Raw genomic sequence first — 18,411 nt, 5'->3', positions numbered from 1 at the left:
TAGATAGAAAAGGCTGCCGTTATTGGCAGCCTTTTCTATGATCGTTATCTCATCTCTAAGAATTTTATGTGATCGATAAGCAGGTTTGGTCTGTTAAGGTCGCCTGCTTGGCAGTAGTAGTACTGGTGTTCGAGCTTTTTATTCCCGTTTACTATTGCACCTGCTGGTAATATTTGCCCGTTATTCTTCAACTGTAGAATTTCATCTTTGGTAAGATACCCGGTGACTTCGAATTTGAAACAGGGCGCAAAAACAATCTTCTTTATCTGTTCCTTGTCGATCTCCTGATTCTTGGTTAGCTTGAAGTTCTCGAAGAGGTGAATTACCCCAGGCTTGATGCGGGTAAGCACGAAGTAGTCGTACTGGATTCGGTTTTTATGCCCATTCCCGTAGCTGGCATCAGCATTCCAATATTCGGTGTCGAGCAGCAGCAGGTTGGAGTAGTAGGGAACTGCTTTTACCAACAGTCGCTTGTTGTGATTTACGAGTAGCTCAAAGTTCTCGTACTTGTCGGTTTCCCATTCCTTCATCTTTTTAGGGTAACGTACAGATACCCCATTCATGTCGAGGTATTTCTTCATTCCGATTTCGCACAGTTTACCCCTGAAGGCTTTCGCAAAATCGGCTACGTTTTGCTGCTTGTGCGATCCCCAAAATAGCGATGTCAAGTTTTTCTTTTTACCAACCGTATGCGAAAAGGCGAATTCAAATGCTTCCTCTAATGCGCTTGTTAGAATAAAGTCGCTTTTAAAATCTTTTCCCTGTGTGGTGAGGTAAGATACTTCAATGTTTTCTAGTTCTTCTGTCATATTAGCTGGTATTGGTACTGCTCTAAATGTAGCATAAACAATTCAGGAATCCGATTTTTTATCGCATTATTTTAATGGTTTTCCTGCGAAATCTTTTCGAGGGGAAAATGTGCTTAAGCGCTACAATAGGGGACACAATTGGCTATCTTTGTTAGAATCCAAAAATATGGTACTATGCTTTCATCTCTTTTGGTAAAGAATTACAGATGCCTTAAATACTTGAAGGTCGACCAGTTTTCGCACGTTAACCTTATTACGGGCGAGAACAACACGGGGAAATCGACGCTGCTCGAAGCCATTTCGCTCTTTATTAGCCAGGGCGAGGTGGGGTGGATTTTTAAGCTGCTCTCGGAGCGAGGCGAGTACTACCGGTCAGAATCCGACAGCGATAGTACGAACTTCAACCTGAAGTCGCTATCGTCGCTGTTCTACGACCGGCAGGTTTTGGTTGACGACGAGGGTAGCAGCATCACCATAACCACCAACGGAAGCGAGAATGAGGCGAGCAGCCTTACCCTTCGAATTGTTGAGATGGGGAGCCAGCATGCGCTCGGGCTCGAGGTGGTTAACGCTTCGCAGAAGGTGGTTATGCCGCTGTTTATCGATCATCCTTCGCGCTTCTACTGCAACATAGAGTCGCTGTTCCCTTTTCAGCTGGTAAGGACTAGCACCAACTATAAGCTTAACGAGCAGCTTTGGGATAAGATCATCCTTACGGAGAAGGAGGACTTCACCATAGAGGCGCTTAAAATTGTCGATCCGAACATCGAGCGGTTGGCGTTTATCCAGATTGATGCCTCGGGGTACCGTAAGCCCGTCGTTAAGCTTAAGGGTAGAGATACCGTTATCCCGCTTTCGGGGATGGGTGACGGCATTAACCGGGTGCTATCCATCATCCTTGCCTTGGTAAACTGCTCCAACGGCATTCTGCTTATCGATGAGTTTGAGAATGGGCTTCACCACCACGTTCAGCATAAGCTGTGGGAGGTTATATTTAGCATGGCCAGCAAGCTGGGCATTCAGGTGTTTGCCACCACGCATAGCAACGACTGCATCTACACGTTCGAGCAGCTGCTCAACGACGATGTGCACATCAACGACGGGAAGCTCATCCGCCTCGATAATAGGGATGGAAAGATTGTTCAGGTAGAGTTTGACCCCGAGGAGATGCGCATTGCCACCGAGCAGCGCATTAACCTCCGATAAATTGAGGCTGTAGGTATGGATATAAGGGCAAAGGCAAGCAGAAAGCTGCTCGTTGAGGGAAGCGACGACCAGCACGTTATCTTGGCGTTGTGCAGCCGGCACAAGCTGCCGGTTACGTTTGATGTGGTAGACAACCGTGGCGTAACCAACCTCCTTAAAAGCATAAGCGTTTGGCTAAAGACCTCGTCGTTGGAAACGCTGGGGATGATCCTTGATGCCGACGAGCAGGTGGAGAAGCGCTGGCACGAGGTGAAGGGGCGCTTGGAGCAGGCGGGGTATCACCTCCCCGACCATTCGGTGAGGGGCGGCACCATCCTGCGCCAGCCGGGGCTGCCGGTGGTTGGCATTTGGCTGATGCCCGACAATATCTCCAGCGGCATGCTCGAGGATTTTCTAAAGTACCTGATTCCCGAAGGCGACCTGCTGCTGCCCGAGGCCGAGCGCACCCTCGACCGGCTGGAGCTGGAGCGCATCAACGGCTACAAGCACGTGCATCGGGCAAAATCGCTGCTGCACACCTGGCTGGCGTGGCAGGACAGCCCCGGCATGCCCATCGGCGTTGCCATTACGCACAGCTACCTCGATACCAACTCCGACCTCGGCTACGAGTTTGTGGAGTGGCTGCGGGAGTTGTTTGGATAGGATGAATACGAAAATACCCCTGACAGGGTTTTAAACCCTGTCAGGGGTAGGTGCAAATAAAAGAGAGGTTCTATTTTAGAACCTCTCTTTGCTTATGTTGCAGCTTCTTTTTTAGTAGCGGTAGTGCTCGGGCTTGTAGGGGCCTTCCACCTTAACGCCGATGTAGTCGGCCTGCTTTGCCGAGAGCGTGGTGAGCTTTACGCCCAGCTGCTCGAGGTGTAGGCGGGCAACCTCCTCGTCGAGATGCTTAGGCAGGCGGTAAACGTCGACCTTAAGGTCCTTCTCCCAAAGCTCGATTTGCGCAAGGGTTTGGTTGGTGAACGAGTTGCTCATCACGAACGATGGGTGGCCGGTGGCGCAGCCAAGGTTTACCAAACGGCCTTCGGCCAGCAGGAAGATGGCGTGGCCATCGGGGTAAACGTACTTGTCGACCTGTGGCTTGATGTTGATCATCTTGATGCCGGTCCACTTGTTGAGGCGGTCTACCTGAATTTCGTTGTCGAAGTGGCCGATGTTGCACACGATGGTCTGGTCCTTCATGCCGGCCATGTGCTCGGCGGTGATGATGTCGCAGTTGCCCGTGGTGGTGACGAAGATGTTGCCCTCGGGTAGGGTCTCCTCGATGGTCTTCACCTCGAAGCCTTCCATGGCAGCCTGTAGGGCGCAGATGGGGTCGATCTCGGTAACGATTACGCGGGCCCCGTAGGCGCGCATCGAGCGGGCGCAGCCCTTACCCACGTCGCCGTATCCGCAGACAACAACCACCTTGCCGGCGATCATCACGTCGGTGGCGCGCTTGATGCCGTCGGCGAGCGACTCGCGGCAGCCGTACAGGTTGTCGAACTTGCTCTTGGTAACCGAGTCGTTGACGTTGATGGCGGGGATCAGCAGCTCGCCGCGCTCCATCATCTGGTACAGGCGGTGAACGCCGGTGGTGGTCTCCTCCGAAACGCCCTTCCACTCGGCCACGGTGCGGTGCCACTTGCCGTGGTCATCCTTTAGGATCTGCTTAAGCGCATCGAGGATCACGCTCTCCTCGTGGCTGCCGGGGGTGTAGTCGAGCACCTTGGCGTCGTTCTCGGCGGCGTATCCCTTGTGGATAAGCAGCGTTGCATCGCCGCCATCGTCTACGATGAGGTTGGGGCCCTTGCCGCTGGGGAACGATAGCGCCTGGGCGGTGCACCACCAGTACTCCTCGAGGCTCTCGCCCTTCCAGGCGAATACGGGTACGCCGGCAGCGGCAATGGCGGCAGCGGCATGGTCTTGGGTGGAGAAGATGTTGCAGCTGCACCAGCGTACATCGGCGCCTAGGTCTACCAGGGTTTCGATGAGTACGGCGGTTTGGATGGTCATGTGCAGCGATCCCATCACGCGGGCACCCTTCAGGGGCTTCTTACCTTCGTATTTTTTGCGGATGGCCATCAGTCCGGGCATCTCCTTTTCGGCAATCTCAATCTCTTTTCTACCCCAGTCGGCTAGCGATAGGTCGGCCACCTTGTTGGGGAGCTTTTCGTCAATTGTATATGAAAACATGCGGGTAAATTTTTGCGCTAAGGTAGCGATTTATGGTTAATTGGGTGCTGCGTTGTTTGATGTTACGTTAACGTCTGCTCGATCTTAGGTACGGCCATTGGGCTATGCGGGGTTCGGCCTCTCCGGGCTGTCGGCGGGGTAGAACCATTAGGGCCTGTTGCGCTTCCCGATTTCATCGGCGGGTGCAAGGGCAGGGCGACTTCCGTGCTTAGCTTGGCCGCGATGACAAGAGCCCATAGCCATGCGAGGAAGCCTCTTCCGAACGTTGGGAAATGATTTCCTGAAGCGGGGAAGCCTCTTCCGAATGTTGGGAAATGGTTTCCTGAAGCGGAGAAGTCGCTTCCGAACGTCAGAAGATGATTTTCTGAAGCGGGGAATCGCTTTAGGGGAAAATAAAAGAGGCATCCTGAAAAGGATGCCTCTTTTATTGGTGGTCACAGCGGCTAGAGCAGCGCGTTGAGCTTCTCAACCAGCTTAGCCTTTGGAACGGCGCCCACCTGCTTGTCCTTCACCTCGCCGTTTACGATGAACAGCACGGTGGGGATGTTGCGGATGCCGTACTTGGTGGCAATGGCGTTGCAGTCGTCAACGTTTACCTTGCCGATAACGGCCTTGCCGTCGAACTCGCCGTGCATCTCCTCGATGATGGGGGTGAGCATGCGGCATGGCCCGCACCATTCTGCCCAAAAGTCTAGTACTACAGGCTTGTCGGCCTTAGCTACCAATTCCTCGAAGTTCCCTTCGTTAATTTCTAGTGCCATATGGAGTTGTTTTAATTGTTTTCGTCCGTGATGCAAAAGTATCAAATTGCGGTAAACGATGCTTCGTAAGCGCCGAAATATTGCGTCTATATAGCGCGGCTAGTCTACCAGCCTAAAGTTGATGCTGTTGTGCTGCAGGTAGTCGATAAACTCGTGGCTAAGCCCCACCCGGAAGGTGCGCGAGTGCATTTCCACCGAAAGTTTGTCGGCGGGGTCAACCAGCTTCACCTTAAGGGCGATGTTGCCCTTGCTGCTCTCCACGTAGTTCTTGATCTCGGCGGCCAGCTCGTCGGTGATGCTGAAGATGGGCAGGGTGAGCTGGATGCCCTTCACCATCTCGTCCTTGACGTTGGGCAGCTGGCGGATGAGCTTGATCTTGGCCTCCATCTCGCCGGGGCGGAAGGGGTGCTCGTGCACCGAGCCGCGGATCAGCAGCGAGTAGCCCTCGTAGAAGAAGCTGCGGAACTGCTCGTAGTCCTTTCCGAAGAGGGTAAACTGGTGGCTGTCGGCGTAGTCCTCCACGGTAATCGAGCCGTAGGGCTTGCCGGTCTTGGTCATCAGGTTGCGCGCCGAGGTTATCATGCCGGCCACCGAGAAGTCGCGCCCCGCCATCGCGGGCAGGTCGTTGAGGTCGGTGAGCGTGCAGTTGGTAAAGTTGTCGATCTCCACCCGGTACTCGTCTAGCGGATGCGACGAGAGGTAGATGCCCACCACCTCGCGCTCCTTGTTCAGCGTCTCGAGTTTGTTCCACTCGGGGGCGTTGGCCGGCGGCTCGGGCTTCTGCACGATCTCTGCCGACGCGATGGCGCCGAAAAGGCTATTGCTGGCGCTGTTCCGCTCGTTCTGCACCAGGTTGCCGTAGCGGATCAGGCTTTCTATAAAGGTCACGTTCTTGGTGTCGGGGGCAAAGTAGGCCGAACGGGGTAGGGTGCTCAGGCTGTCGAATCCGCCGGCAAGGATGAGCGTCTCCAGGTTCTTGCGGTTGGCCGAGCTGAGGCTTACCCGCTCCACTACATCGTAGATATCCTTGAAGGGACCCCCCTTCTTACGGGTTTCTATGATGGCGTTAACGGCTCCTTCGCCGAGCCCCTTTACGGCGCCCAGCCCAAAGCGAACCGCACCCTTCGAGTTCACCGAAAACTTGTAGTTACTTTCGTTGATGTCGGGGCCCAGCACCGAAATACCCATGCGCTTGCACTCGTCCATGAAGGTGGTAATCTTCTTGATGTCCGAGAGGTTGCGGCTCAGCACCGCCGCCATAAACTCCGAGGGGTAGTGCGCCTTCAGGTAGGCGGTTTGGTACGACACGTAGGCGTAGCAGGTGGAGTGCGACTTGTTGAAGGCGTACTGCGCAAAGGCCTCCCAGTCGGTCCACACCTTCTCCAGGATCTTGGCGTCGTGGCCCCGCTCGGTAGCCCCCTTGATGAAGTCGGCCTTCAGCTTGGCCATCATGTCAATCATCTTTTTACCCATCGCCTTACGCAGCGTATCGGCCTGGCCCTTGGTAAAGCCGGCCAGCTTCTGCGACAGCAGCATCACCTGCTCCTGGTATACGGTAATCCCGTAGGTATCCTTCAGGTACTCCTCCATCTCGGCGATGTCGTACTCAATCTTCTTGCGGCCGTGCTTACGGTCGATGAAGTCGGGGATGTACTCCAGAGGGCCTGGGCGGTAGAGGGCGTTCATCGCAATGAGGTCCTCGATGCGGTTGGGCTTCAGGGCGCGCAGGTACTTCTTCATGCCCGGCGACTCGAACTGGAACAGCGCGGTGGTGTCGCCGCGCGAGTACAGCTCGTAGGTGGCCGCATCGTCGAGCGGGATGGTGTCGATGTCGAGGTCGATCCCCTTGCTGCCAAGGATGTACTCCTGCGCATCCTTTATGATGGATAGCGTTTTAAGGCCAAGGAAGTCCATCTTGAGCAGGCCGATATCCTCCACGTGCTTGCCGTCGTACTGGGTCACCAGCAGCTCGGCATCCTTGTGCGTGCTCACCGGGATGTAGTTCTCCAGATCATCTTTGGCAATGATGATGCCGCAGGCGTGGATGCCGGTTTGGCGAACAGCCCCCTCGAGGGTTTCGGCAAAGCCCAGCGTCTTTGCGATTAGCGGGTTGGGCGATGTCCGCTCCTGGTTCAGCTCCGGCACCTCCTGGAAGGCCTTTGCCAGCGTGGTGCCCGGTTTTTCGGGAACCATCTTGGCCAGGCGGTCGGCCTCGGGCAGCGGCAGCTTCTGCACGCGGGCCACATCCTTGATGGCCATCTTGGCCGCCATTGTCCCAAAGGTGATGATGTGCGCAACGCGCTTCTCACCGTATTTTTTCGATACCCACTTGAGCACCTCTGCGCGCCCCTCCTCGTCGAAGTCGATATCGATATCGGGCATCGATATACGGTCGGGGTTAAGGAAACGCTCAAACAGCAGATCGTACTTTACGGGGTCGATATTGGTAATCTTTAGGCAGTAGGCAACGGCCGATCCGGCCGCCGATCCACGGCCTGGGCCAACCGATACGCCCATGTCGCGGGCTGCCCGTATAAAGTCCCACACGATGAGGAAGTAGGAGGGGAATCCCATGTTTTCGATAACGCCAAGCTCAAAGTCGACGCGCTCCTTTGTTTCGCCCGAAAAGCCGTCGCCCCAGCGCTCCTTGGCACCCTCGTAGGTAACGTGGCGCAGGTAGTGCATCTCGCCGTCGAACCCCTCGGGGATGGGGAAGATGGGCATGATGGGCTTTTTGTTGAGCTCGTAGCTCTCTATCTTTTCGTCGATTTCCTGGGTGGTGGCAATTGCCTCGGGGTACTCTGCAAAGAGGCGCTCCATCTCTTCGGGGCTCTTCAGAAACTCCTGCTTGGTGTAGCGCATACGGGTAGGGTCGTCAATATCCTTGCCCGTGTTTAGGCAGATGAGCAGGTCGTGCGCGTCGGCATCCTCAGCGTTGATAAAGTGCACGTCGTTGGAGGCAATGTACTTTATGCCGGTCTCCTGCGATATCTTCTTTATGATCTCGTTAACCTTCTTCTGGTTTTCGAATATTTCGGAGTCGATCTTATGATCACCCGATTGGTGCAGCTGCAGCTCCATGTAGTAGTCGTCGCCAAAGATGTTCTGGAACCATTTGGCCACCTTTAGTGCCGCCTCGTATCCCTCGTGCATTACAGCTTGGGGAAGCTCACCGCCAAGGCAGGCCGAGCAGGCTACAATTCCTTCGTGGTAGCGCTCCAGCAGGTCTTTGTCAATACGGGGCTTGTAGTAGTATCCCTCTATCCACGAGTAGGAGACAATCTTCATCAGGTTTTGGTATCCCTCGTAGTTCTTGGCAAGCAGGATGAGGTGGTCGCCGCTACGGTCGTCCTTGTCGCTCTTGTCGAAGCGGCTGTTCCTGGCCACGTAGGCCTCCACGCCAAGAATGGGTTTTATGCCCAACTCCTTCGCCTTTTTGTGGAAGAGTTTCACCCCAAACATGTTTCCATGGTCGGTGATGGCAATAGACTTCATCCCCTTTTTTGTGGCAGTTTTCAGTATGCCGGCAATGCTTGCCGCCCCATCGAGGATGGAGTATTGGGTATGCACGTGTAGGTGCGTAAATTCGGCCATATATGCTTGATTGATTGAGGTTGTTCTACAGCAACCTTTGGGCAATAAAGTTAGCGATATTTTTTTGTTGCCCGTGGGTCCATGTTGCCATTGGCGGTTGATTATTTCGAACCAATTCTATTCCGCTGATTGCTAGGTGTGCGGATTGTTCCTTACTTTGTTATTCATTTTTAATAAGCCGACGCTGCAGCTCCCTGCGGATTTAACTCTACATCTTGGAGAATCGAGCCCTTCTTGCATGACAGTCCAATCTTAAGCAGCAAGGGGGGAGGTTGAGAGTTTGGAGATACGAACCATTACCGCTGGTAGGGGCGATTTAATCCGTTAAACATTACTTAAAAAGAAAGGGCTGATAATCGGAATTTTATAGGAAAGTCGTATCTTAGCGCCGCAAATAACGTAGGTTGTTTAACTTTAAAATTTTAGAAAATGCCTGTAAAAATTCGTTTGGCACGTCATGGTAAGAAAGATTACGCTTTCTATCACATTGTCGTTGCAGATAGCAGGGCGCCACGTGATGGTAGATTTATCGAAAGGATTGGTTCTTACAATCCCAACACTAATCCTGCTACAATCGAGATCAAGTTCGAAAAAGCACTTGACTGGATGTTTAAAGGCGCCCAACCTACCGACACTGTAAGGTCAATTCTTTCAAAGAAAGGCGTTCTTATGAAAAAGCACCTTCTTGAAGGTGTTAAGAAAGGCGCTTTTACTGCTGAAGTTGCAGAGGAAAAGTTCAATGCTTGGTCTGCAGATAAGTCTAACAAGACTACTGCTGAGCTTAATCAGCTAACTCAGGCAAAGAACGACGCAAAGCGCGCACGTCTTGCTGAAGAGGCCAAGCAAAAGGAAGCAAAGGCTGCTAAGCTTGCCGAAAAGCTTGCTGCTGCCGCTGCTGCTGCTGCTCCTGCTCCTGAGGCTGCTGCCGAAGAAACCACCGAAGAGGCTGCTGAATCTACTGAAGCTTAATCTTTGGATCTTATGCATTCAGGAAAGAGTTGCGTTGCCGAAGTTATTAAGACCTTTGGTGTAAACGGAGAATTAGTACTTAAGCTTTATAGTAGCTTTCCTGAAGAGATTGACTTAGAGGAACCGGTTTTCATCGATATCGATGGAATCGCGGTTCCTTTCTATTTTAAATCATTCCGCTTCAACGGAAAAAGTAAGGCGGTAGTTGTATTCGACGACTTTGAGTCGGAGTTGCTCGCCGAAGAATTAGTAGAAAAGAAGGTCTTGTGCGACGATGAACTTTTAGAGGTTGACGATGACGAGCCTTCGCCCTCCGACTTTATTGGTTACAAGGTGCTAACCCACTGCGATACGCCGCAGATGATTGGTACGGTTGAGGATTACTACGACTACCCGAATAACCCCCTATTCCAAGTTCTTACCGCCGACGATCAGGAGATTCTCCTCCCTGTCAACGAAGATTTTATTGTCGCTATCGACGATGAGCAGGAATCGCTTTACGTCGAATTCCCCGAAGGTTTTCTCGATATTTTTGAAGAGTAGGATGTAACTTTTTGGAAGGGTTGTCGTCATAGAAGGAAAACTACAACCATGACAAAAAAATTACTATTTTCTTTAGGACTACTGCTTGTGTCCTGTGTATTCGCCTATGCTCAGAAGGGGCGCGTGTATGTTGCTGACAATTTCGACGGCATTAAGTTTGCGCTACCGGTAGAACTCAACATCTCTATTGGGAGCAAGTTTGAGGTAAAAGCGGTTGGTGCCGCAGAGGATATCGATTGGATAGTTGTCGAGAAAAACGGAAGCTCGTTGAATATTAAGTCGAAGTCAAAGCATGGGCATCATCGTTTTGATCGAGGAACAAAAGTCTATGTAACGCTTCCTCGCTTAGAGGAGTTATCACTGGCAGGTTCGGGAGATATTTACGTTAAGGGTGATGTTAAAGGGGGCGCATTACAAGTTAATGTGGCCGGCTCGGGAGATATTGCAGTAGAAAAAGTTTCGGTGGATATCTTTGGTGTAAACGTGTCGGGTTCGGGGAATGTAAAAATTACCGATCGCTCCTCAGCCAACAGAGCAGAGTATAAGATTGCTGGTTCTGGATCAGTTTCATCTCGTAATGTTATGGCTAAAAGTGTTGTGGTTAATGTTGCAGGTAGTGGCGATATTAACGCCTATGCCTCCGAGAATCTATCTGTTAAAATTGCAGGTAGTGGTAATGTAGAGTGTTTTGGAAATCCAAAGAATGTGGAAAAGGTTAAGTTCGGTTCCGGAAGTATTTCCATCAAATAAGTTTTCCTATCATCGGTTAATAAAAAAGGCGAGCAACGTTTGCTCGCCTTCTTTATTAGTTGACATGCTCGAATATTTTACTTTTTAGATCTTTCATTTGCTCAATTTCTTCGATTTTCTTGGGCTTAGCAATGCTTTTATTCTTTGATGCAGCTCTTCGGCTAAGATTCCATAGTAAGCCAATCAACGAAAAAACTACAGCGCATAATGCAAGAATATGGTAGTTTATATTAAGAGGTTGAAGGGCAAAGCATATTCCAATAATAGCCGCATTTACACTAATGAGTATTGAAGTTGACGCCTTGTGTGAGAAGCCTAAGCGTAGCATTAGATGGTGTATGTGTCGCTTGTCGGGATGAAATGGTGACTGTCCATTTGCTATTCTTATTGAGAATACTCTGAGTGTGTCGAAAACAGGAAGTGCCAGGACGGAAATGGCTAAAGCAGGTGCAAAGTTGATGCTAAACGGACCACTGCTAGCTGCATTGATGTTGATAAACTTTAGTGTGGCAGTGGTAATGAATAGCCCGAGCACTAGGGATCCTGTATCACCCATAAATATCTTATTGGCATTGCCAAAAACATTGTAAAGTAGGAAGGCAAATAAGGCTCCTGCCATTGCAAAGCAGAGCATTGCCCATGCAAAATGGCCTAGGATATAGAAATCTACGCCAAAGAATGTGGAGGCCAAGATTCCAAATCCAGAAGCTAGCCCATCAATACCATCAATTAGGTTTACAGCATTTATTAGTGCTATGAAGATAAACATGCTTGACAGAATGCTTGGCCAGTAGGGTATGTCGTAAATGCCAAGTATTCCTTCGAAGGAGGTTATCCTTACATCTCCCAGAAAAGTAATCATAAATGCTACTAGAATTTGCCCCACAAGTTTCTTTTTGGGTGATAGAACTAGTATGTCATCCTTTATCCCTAAAAAGAACAGAACTAGCATGCCAAGCAGTAGTGAGTTAAACTCAGGAACAAAATAGTAGGAGGCAAGAAGCAGCGATGCTACCGAAAATCCAATAAAAATGCCCACACCACCTAGCGTAGGAACCGCTTTTTTGTGCGATGTACGGTTGTTGGGTTCGTCCACGAGGTTCTTGAGGTGTGCAATGCGGATAACCACCGGAATGATCTTGTAGCTCGTGTAGAATGCGATAATAAAGCTGATGAATGGAATTAGATTTTTCATAGATAGTTAGTCGTTAATGATCTTAACACTTCCGTTTAAGCCTAATTCAATGACCGAAGGCATTTTTGCTGTGAATATGGCTTGCTTAGTTGCTGCAGCAGTATGGTCTGCGATTGCAAGTATTGGTTGTGGAATGTATTCAGCGCTAGTTGGTATCTTGTCTAGGTTGTCAGTTGCTGGAATTGATAGGAGAGGCCTGTTGATTCTTTCCAATATTTTATCAATGAGTCCCACCGATACAATTCTAAAGGGGGCCTTGTCCTTATCGATTAGGATACTTTGGGATATTCCAGATACGGTTGGAAGAATAAGGGTTAATGGCGATGTCGCAACGCCTAGAAGCTCTTCTGCTACCTCTGGCAATTCGCGAGTATATCTGGACAGTTGGTTAATATGGTTTACAAGAAGAGAAAATTGGGACTTGCTCGCTGTGCTAAAGCATGAAAACAACTTACTTACTGGTGTTTCATTTGTTCCATCGCATACAATTTCATATCCAATTTCGGTAGGAATGATACAGATGCCTCCTTTTTTTAATACTTCCGTAACTATTTGAATGTCTTTCAATTCCTGATCTTGCATAAAAAGGTTGCTTTTGAAAATGAATTATGATAACCTTAATTTGTAGAGCAACAAATATATGGATTTCATTGGTAAGATTAGGCTGTAATGCTGATTTTGTTTATGTAAAATTGGCGAGATTAGGTTTCCTTCAAAGAGTCATTGATAGAGTGTGTTGTTTTTATTTTTTTTCGAGGATAAATATAAAAAGAGGATGCTTATCTAAGGCGTCCTCTTTCTATGTTATTGCTAAGCTAAACGTAGCTTATACTGCCACATTAAAGTCTCTTAGTGCATCGTTTAGTGATGTTTTGAGATCAGTAGAGGCTTTGCGAGTACCAATGATTAGCGCACACGGAACATGGTATTCTCCTGCATGAAATTTCTTAGGATAAGTTCCTGGAATCACTACCGAGCGAGGCGGTACATATCCTTTGTACTCTACAGGTTCTTCTCCCGAAACGTCTATGATTTTTGTTGATCCCGTAATAACGACGTTAGCACCAAGTACAGCTTCTTTCCCAATATGGGCTCCTTCGACTACAATGCATCGTGAGCCGATAAAGCAGCCATCTTCTACAATTACAGGTGCTGCTTGAACAGGTTCTAAAACCCCGCCAAGACCAACGCCACCGCTAAGGTGAACATGCTTTCCAACCTGTGCACAAGACCCCACTGTAGCCCAAGTATCAACCATTGTACCTTCATCGACATAAGCACCAATGTTTACGTATGAAGGCATCATTATAACACCTTTTGCAAGGTACGAGCCATGGCGGGCTATACCATGAGGTACAACACGTACCCCCAGCTGTTCAAAATTCTTTTTTAGTGGAATTTTATCGTAAAACTCAAATGGGCCAACTTCGATGGTCTCCATTTGGGCAATAGGAAAATACATTAGAACGGCTTTCTTTACCCACTGGTTAACAATCCATTTGTCGCCTTCTGGTTGGGCAACCCGAATCGTACCCTTGTCGAGATGTTCAACCACATCAGTAATTGCTTTTCTAGTACTTTCTTCGCGGAGGAGTTCTCTATTCTCCCACGCTTTTTCTACAATTTGTTGTAGGTCTTCAAGAGTCATGGTGGTAAAGTTATTTGGTTTTATGCTTTTTTCGGAGTGTAAGATACCGAATTTGGGCGAGGTGAGAAATTCAAAAAAGAGTTAGCTATTCCGAATAATCGCCTGTTTCGTTATCCATTCCTATGTAGAAATCCGCAATTACCGGATAGTGATCCGAGTACTTTATCCGTGGAGATGAGTACTTGTAGGGCACAATTCGTTTATCCGAGAAAATAAAATCGATGCGCATGGTCGGAAGTAATCCTTTATATGTAGCAGCAAAACCATGCCCAACTTCAGTAAAGGTATCGTTCATCTTACCTTTTATGGAGTTGTACGTGTAAGAGTTGGGGAGGTCGTTGAGGTCGCCACAATAAATAATAGGATGCGTTGTACGCTCAATTATGTGTTTGATGGTGTCTACCTGGTATGCTCGCTTGATATATGCACGGCGAAACTTTCGCGCTATCGATTTGACGTTGCTTATGCTTAAAGCGTTTTTGGCAATTCTTGCTCCCTGGTTATGAGGTTTATCTGTCTCTTTTAGCTTTATCGATTCGAGATGGCTGCAGAATACTCGTATAGTATCTTTACCTACTCGAAGATCTGTGTAGATGGTCGAGTTGTAGGTGTCCTCGCCGAAGTTTACCTTTTTCTTCTTTACTATCGGGTACTTGCTAAAGATGGCAACCCCAAATTTCGCATCACGCTTATTCTTTTCGATGGTGTAGCTGATGTAGCTGTAGGGGTAGTCGCTTAGTTGTTTCTTTACATTGGCTTCCGAAAGTCTCTTAGGCATGGTAAAGAACTCCTGGAAACAAATGATGTCGGCTTCTTTGCGATTAATGAAATCGAACATCTCGTTGCTGGTTGCCTCCTCGGAGTCGTACAATCGAAATAGATGCACGTTGTAGGTCATCACCCGTATCTTTTTTACCTCATTGGGAGGCGTGACCTTTTCGTTGAATGCAAGATATTTTGGGATGTGCCATACGCTAAAAAAGAGGGCTAGTATTGATATCGCAGCTTCTTTTTTCCAAAAGAGGATCCAAAGAAGCATAAATCCAATATTAATAACGAGCAACAGGGAAAACGACATACCCAGTAGCGCAATGGGCCAAAACGTTGCGGGGCTAATGTAGCCTGCAATGCTGGAAAAGATTAGCGCTATTGCGGCAGCGAAGTTGACAATAAGGAGCAGTATGGCGATAACCTTTCTCAACTATTCAGATCGTTTTTGTACTTAAAGAGTTTCTGCTTTTCGGCTTCCGTTAGGCTGTCTAGCCCTTTTTGCGATATCTTGTCGAGTAGTTCGTCGAGTTCCTTGTTGTTTTGCCTTTTGTGGGGCTGCATCTGTGGATTCTTGTAGGCTACTTTTAGGGTTTTTCTTTTGAAGGATATTTTCTTTATGCTGTTAAGTAAGCTCTCAAGCCATCCAAGGATGTTTTTTCCATTTTTGCGATAGGTGTATCCCCATAATGCTCCTACAAAAGCACCGCCAAGGTGGGCTATATGCCCTCCTGCATTGCCAAATGGGATCTGTATAAGGTCAATTATCAGGTAGGCAAAGGCAAGATATTTGAGTCTTACGTCTCCAATGAACATCAGCCAAATCTTGTGATTTGGGGAAAACGATGCAGATCCAAATGTTATTGCCATAATGGCTGCCGATGCTCCAAGGAGTATCGAAGTACCTTCATCGTAGAATACGGGAAGGCTGTTGTAGGCGAATAGAAAGAAGAGTCCACCTGATATGCCTCCTGCAATGTACATTGTTGTTAGCTTCAGGTTTCCAAAGAAATCGACAAATATTACCCCAAACCAATATAGCACAAGCAGGTTGAATAGCGCATGCAAGAAATCGAGATGGTAAAACATGTAGGTGATAATCGTCCACGGATGTTTTACAGCCGTTGTAGGATCGGACGATAGTGCCAACATCTTATCGAAAAATAGCGGCGTATGGTCGGTGGCTAAGTAGAAAATGGCGTTGTAGACACCAACAAATATAAACACCGCGATGTTGATGTATATCAAACCTGCAAGGGCGCCATCTTTGGTAAGCGATAGTCTAAGTCGATTGTAGTGCATCAGTACATCAAATTATGTTTCTTCCAGTAGCGAATTATTAGGAAACCAACGAGCATACCTCCCAAGTGGGCAAAGTGGGCAATGCCTGGTTGCTTTCCGCTAAATCCAAAGAAAAGCTCAATGCCGGCAAAAATCATTACCATATACTTGGCCTTAATTGGAATTGGAGGAATAAGGAGAAGAAGCATCATGTTGGGGAAGAGCATCCCGAAGGCAAGAAGCACACCGTATACCGAGCCAGATGCCCCAATGGTTATGCCATTCTCGCGAGCTTCCATGATGTCGTAAACTGCTTTTTTTGCTCCGTCGATGTAGGTGGTATCTTTTGGATGGCTATACCAGCCGTCGAGGAAGCCCGAGATTTCGCCTTTGGCTCCTGGGGCATACGATTTCACAAAGTCGAAGAACGTGTCGGGTGTCATGTTCGCAATGACCTGTTCGGCGCTGCTACGCATCCATTCTGTTTCGGCAATGGTAACAACGGAGTTCAGAAGCGATGCTCCAATACCAGTCATGAGGTAGTAGAGCAGAAACTTTTTGCCACCCCAAACCTGTTCCAGAATGCGACCAAACATCCACAGCGAAAACATATTGAAAAATAGGTGCGTGATATCGCCGTGAAGGAAAATGTTGGTTAGGGGTTGCCAGATGCGGAATGAGCTGGAGTAGAACGAATGTAATCCGAACGTGTCTATGATATCGATGTTCATGTTACCCAAAAACCAGGTAAGCAGGAGCATTAGCGCATTAATAATTATCAGATTGAGTACTACTGGTGGAGTGTTTCCAATTCGATTCTGTTGAAACATTTCTTTCTTTTTTTACTTAAAACGATTCTCTAGTTCATCGAGTCCAAGGATGAAAAGCGTAGGCTTTCCTGATGGACTCACGTTGGGCGAGGTGCATGCAAATAGCTTATCGAACATGTCCTGCATCTCCAACGCATTCAGCTGCTGTCCGAGTTTAATGGCCGATGCTATGGCCATTGCACGGGCAATTTTGGATCTTATGGTGTCCTGCAGTTCGGCTTCACCATCGTTTAATTCTTGAATCAGGCTTTCGAGAACTTCCTTGAAGTTTTGGTTAGAAAGCGATGCTGGGCTGCCGTGTATTGCTGCTGTGTGCTCTCCGCTTGGTCGGATATCCCAACCGATGCAATGCAGTTCGTCGGATATGCCGAGTAGCAGCGCGTAATCGGACGGGTTTAGCTCCACGAGTTGGGGGAAAAGTTCCTGCTGTACAATTCCCGAATGATGCTCAAGTGCCGAAAGGTAGTATTCGAAGAGAATACGCTGATGGGCCTTCGACTGGTCGATTATCATAACGCCCGACTTTACGGGGGTGAGAATGTACCGTCCCTTTATCTGGAAAAATACCTGTTCGGTGCTGCCAATGTCCATTGTTTGCTGCTCGTGCTTAGGCTCATCATCTAAAAACGACGGAGACCTAAACGTTTCAAATGGATGGTTCTCGGTTGTGGGAAAACCTTCGTATAGCTTCTGCCATCCTTTTGGTGCTGACTCCTTTTTGAACGATCCCCCGCTTGGGCTGGTGAAGCTGCGGCTGCCTTCCTCGAATGGGTTAAATGACGGGTTGACGTCTATTTCAGGCATGCTCACCGGATCATTCTTCGAGAAGACAGGGATATCGATTACTCCGTAGGTGTCGAAATCTATGGATGGCGAAACGGAAAATTTGCCGATCGATTCGCGAACGGAGGCATTGATGATTTGCCAGATGGCGCTCTCGTCCTCGAACTTGATTTCTGTTTTGGTAGGGTGGATGTTGATGTCGATGGCAGCTGGATCCACCGTAAGGTATATGAAGAACGAGGGGTAGCTGTCGTTGGGCGTCAGCTGCTCGTATCCCTTAAAGACGGCCTTCTGGAGGTAGGCGCTCTTGAAGTAGCGCCCGTTTACAAAGAAGAACTGCTCGCCTAGCGACTTCTTGGCATGCTCCGGTTTTCCGATATACCCCGAGACTTTTACAATTGATGTTTCGGTGTTGAGATCAATCAGGTTGTTGGTTATCGACTTGCCCATCAGCCCAACGATTCGCTGCTTTAGGTTGGCTGCGGGTAGGTTGTATACCTCGGTTCCGTTGTTGATTAGCGTGAACGAAACGTCGGGGTGGCAGAGCGTAACGCGCTGGAACTCGTTGATGATGTGGCGCAGCTCCACGCTGTTCGACTTTAGGAATTTACGGCGTGCTGGAACGTTGAAGAAAATGTTCTTTACCGAGAATACGGATCCGACAGGACAGCTGATCGACTCTTGGCTGATGAACTCCGACCCCGAGATGACTATATGCGTTCCAAGCTCAGCCTCCTCCTTTCGGGTCTTAAGGTCTACTTCGGCAATAGACGCAATGGAGGCAAGGGCTTCACCCCTGAAACCGAAGGTGCTGATGCCAAAAATGTCGTGAACCGAACGGATTTTTGAGGTTGCATGCCGCTCGAAGGCTAGGCGTGCATCAGTTTCGCTCATACCCGATCCGTTGTCGATGATCTGAATGAGCGTTTTCCCAGCATCCTTAACTATTATCGTAATGGCGCTGCTTCCGGCATCAACGGCATTTTCCACCAACTCCTTAATTGCCGATGCGGGTCGTTGAACTACCTCGCCTGCGGCTATTTGGTTGGCTACGGAATCGGGTAGCAGCTCTATGATATCAGGCATTCTTTAGCAGTTG

General features: G+C 48.9%; 16 protein-coding genes. 5 read left to right on the top strand and 11 right to left on the bottom strand.

Annotated elements, in window-relative coordinates:
• Positions 1-44: 44 nt before the first annotated feature.
• Entirely contained in the window at positions 45-809 is a 765-nt protein-coding gene (locus ACHZA1_RS05440) for a hypothetical protein (RefSeq protein WP_320054218.1), read from the bottom strand.
• A 174-nt stretch (positions 810-983) separates the two neighbouring features.
• Between ACHZA1_RS05440 and ACHZA1_RS05435 the strand changes: the two genes are divergently transcribed.
• Both ACHZA1_RS05435 and ACHZA1_RS05430 read left to right on the top strand, forming a co-directional pair.
• On the top strand, positions 984-2,015 hold the full coding sequence (locus ACHZA1_RS05435; protein WP_320054217.1) for an ATP-binding protein: 1,032 nt from the start codon (positions 984-986) through the stop codon (positions 2,013-2,015).
• A 15-nt stretch (positions 2,016-2,030) separates the two neighbouring features.
• A complete protein-coding gene (locus ACHZA1_RS05430; RefSeq protein WP_320054216.1) occupies positions 2,031-2,657 on the top strand; it encodes a DUF3226 domain-containing protein in 627 nt (208 codons plus the stop codon).
• Between the two features lie 111 nt (positions 2,658-2,768).
• Here the strand turns inward: ACHZA1_RS05430 and ahcY are convergent, their stop codons facing one another.
• The 3 genes from ahcY to dnaE form a co-directional block, all read right to left on the bottom strand.
• Complete coding sequence (ahcY, locus tag ACHZA1_RS05425; protein ID WP_320054215.1) at positions 2,769-4,190, bottom strand: adenosylhomocysteinase; 1,422 nt, start codon at positions 4,188-4,190, stop codon at positions 2,769-2,771.
• Between the two features lie 443 nt (positions 4,191-4,633).
• Positions 4,634-4,951, bottom strand: a complete 318-nt coding sequence (gene trxA, locus ACHZA1_RS05420; protein ID WP_320054214.1) for a thioredoxin — start codon at positions 4,949-4,951, stop codon at positions 4,634-4,636.
• Positions 4,952-5,050: 99 nt separating this feature from the next.
• Positions 5,051-8,545: a DNA polymerase III subunit alpha gene (gene dnaE, locus ACHZA1_RS05415; protein ID WP_320054213.1), complete on the bottom strand. Its 3,495-nt coding sequence runs from the start codon at positions 8,543-8,545 to the stop codon at positions 5,051-5,053.
• A 429-nt stretch (positions 8,546-8,974) separates the two neighbouring features.
• Here dnaE and ACHZA1_RS05410 point away from each other — a divergent pair, with 429 nt between their 5' ends.
• From ACHZA1_RS05410 to ACHZA1_RS05400, 3 genes are read left to right on the top strand one after another with little or no spacing between them, the layout of a single operon-like run.
• Complete coding sequence (locus ACHZA1_RS05410; RefSeq protein WP_320054212.1) at positions 8,975-9,514, top strand: 30S ribosomal protein S16; 540 nt, start codon at positions 8,975-8,977, stop codon at positions 9,512-9,514.
• Positions 9,515-9,526: 12 nt separating this feature from the next.
• Positions 9,527-10,057 (top strand): ribosome maturation factor RimM, encoded by a 531-nt coding sequence (gene rimM, locus ACHZA1_RS05405; RefSeq protein WP_320054211.1) that lies wholly within the window; start codon positions 9,527-9,529, stop codon positions 10,055-10,057.
• Between the two features lie 48 nt (positions 10,058-10,105).
• Positions 10,106-10,807: a head GIN domain-containing protein gene (locus tag ACHZA1_RS05400; RefSeq protein WP_320054210.1), complete on the top strand. Its 702-nt coding sequence runs from the start codon at positions 10,106-10,108 to the stop codon at positions 10,805-10,807.
• A 55-nt stretch (positions 10,808-10,862) separates the two neighbouring features.
• Here the strand turns inward: ACHZA1_RS05400 and ACHZA1_RS05395 are convergent, their stop codons facing one another.
• The 7 genes from ACHZA1_RS05395 to mutL all read right to left on the bottom strand — a co-directional run bounded on the left by ACHZA1_RS05395 (position 10,863) and on the right by mutL (position 18,398).
• Positions 10,863-12,002 (bottom strand): MraY family glycosyltransferase, encoded by a 1,140-nt coding sequence (locus ACHZA1_RS05395; RefSeq protein ID WP_320054209.1) that lies wholly within the window; start codon positions 12,000-12,002, stop codon positions 10,863-10,865.
• A 6-nt stretch (positions 12,003-12,008) separates the two neighbouring features.
• The gene (locus tag ACHZA1_RS05390) at positions 12,009-12,584 is read right to left on the bottom strand and encodes a Sua5/YciO/YrdC/YwlC family protein (RefSeq protein WP_320054208.1); all 576 of its coding nucleotides are present in this window, start codon (positions 12,582-12,584) and stop codon (positions 12,009-12,011) included.
• A gap of 244 nt (positions 12,585-12,828) precedes the next feature.
• On the bottom strand, positions 12,829-13,650 hold the full coding sequence (locus tag ACHZA1_RS05385; RefSeq protein WP_320054207.1) for a 2,3,4,5-tetrahydropyridine-2,6-dicarboxylate N-succinyltransferase: 822 nt from the start codon (positions 13,648-13,650) through the stop codon (positions 12,829-12,831).
• Between the two features lie 85 nt (positions 13,651-13,735).
• Positions 13,736-14,851: an endonuclease/exonuclease/phosphatase family protein gene (locus tag ACHZA1_RS05380; RefSeq protein ID WP_320054206.1), complete on the bottom strand. Its 1,116-nt coding sequence runs from the start codon at positions 14,849-14,851 to the stop codon at positions 13,736-13,738.
• Positions 14,848-15,720 (bottom strand): rhomboid family intramembrane serine protease, encoded by an 873-nt coding sequence (locus ACHZA1_RS05375; RefSeq protein ID WP_320054205.1) that lies wholly within the window; start codon positions 15,718-15,720, stop codon positions 14,848-14,850. The genes ACHZA1_RS05380 and ACHZA1_RS05375 overlap by 4 nt, the downstream gene beginning before the upstream one ends.
• Positions 15,720-16,529, bottom strand: coding sequence for a rhomboid family intramembrane serine protease (locus ACHZA1_RS05370; RefSeq protein WP_320054204.1), 810 nt, complete (start codon positions 16,527-16,529; stop codon positions 15,720-15,722). Before ACHZA1_RS05370 ends, ACHZA1_RS05375 begins: the two co-directional genes overlap by 1 nt.
• 12 nt (positions 16,530-16,541) lie before the next feature.
• Positions 16,542-18,398, bottom strand: coding sequence for a DNA mismatch repair endonuclease MutL (gene mutL, locus ACHZA1_RS05365; protein WP_320054203.1), 1,857 nt, complete (start codon positions 18,396-18,398; stop codon positions 16,542-16,544).
• Between the last annotated feature and the right edge of the window lie 13 nt (positions 18,399-18,411).

The organism is uncultured Acetobacteroides sp., assembly GCF_963667355.2.
Taxonomy (GTDB): Bacteria; Bacteroidota; Bacteroidia; order Bacteroidales; family ZOR0009; genus Acetobacteroides.
This window is presented reverse-complemented; position numbering and strand designations above follow the sequence as displayed.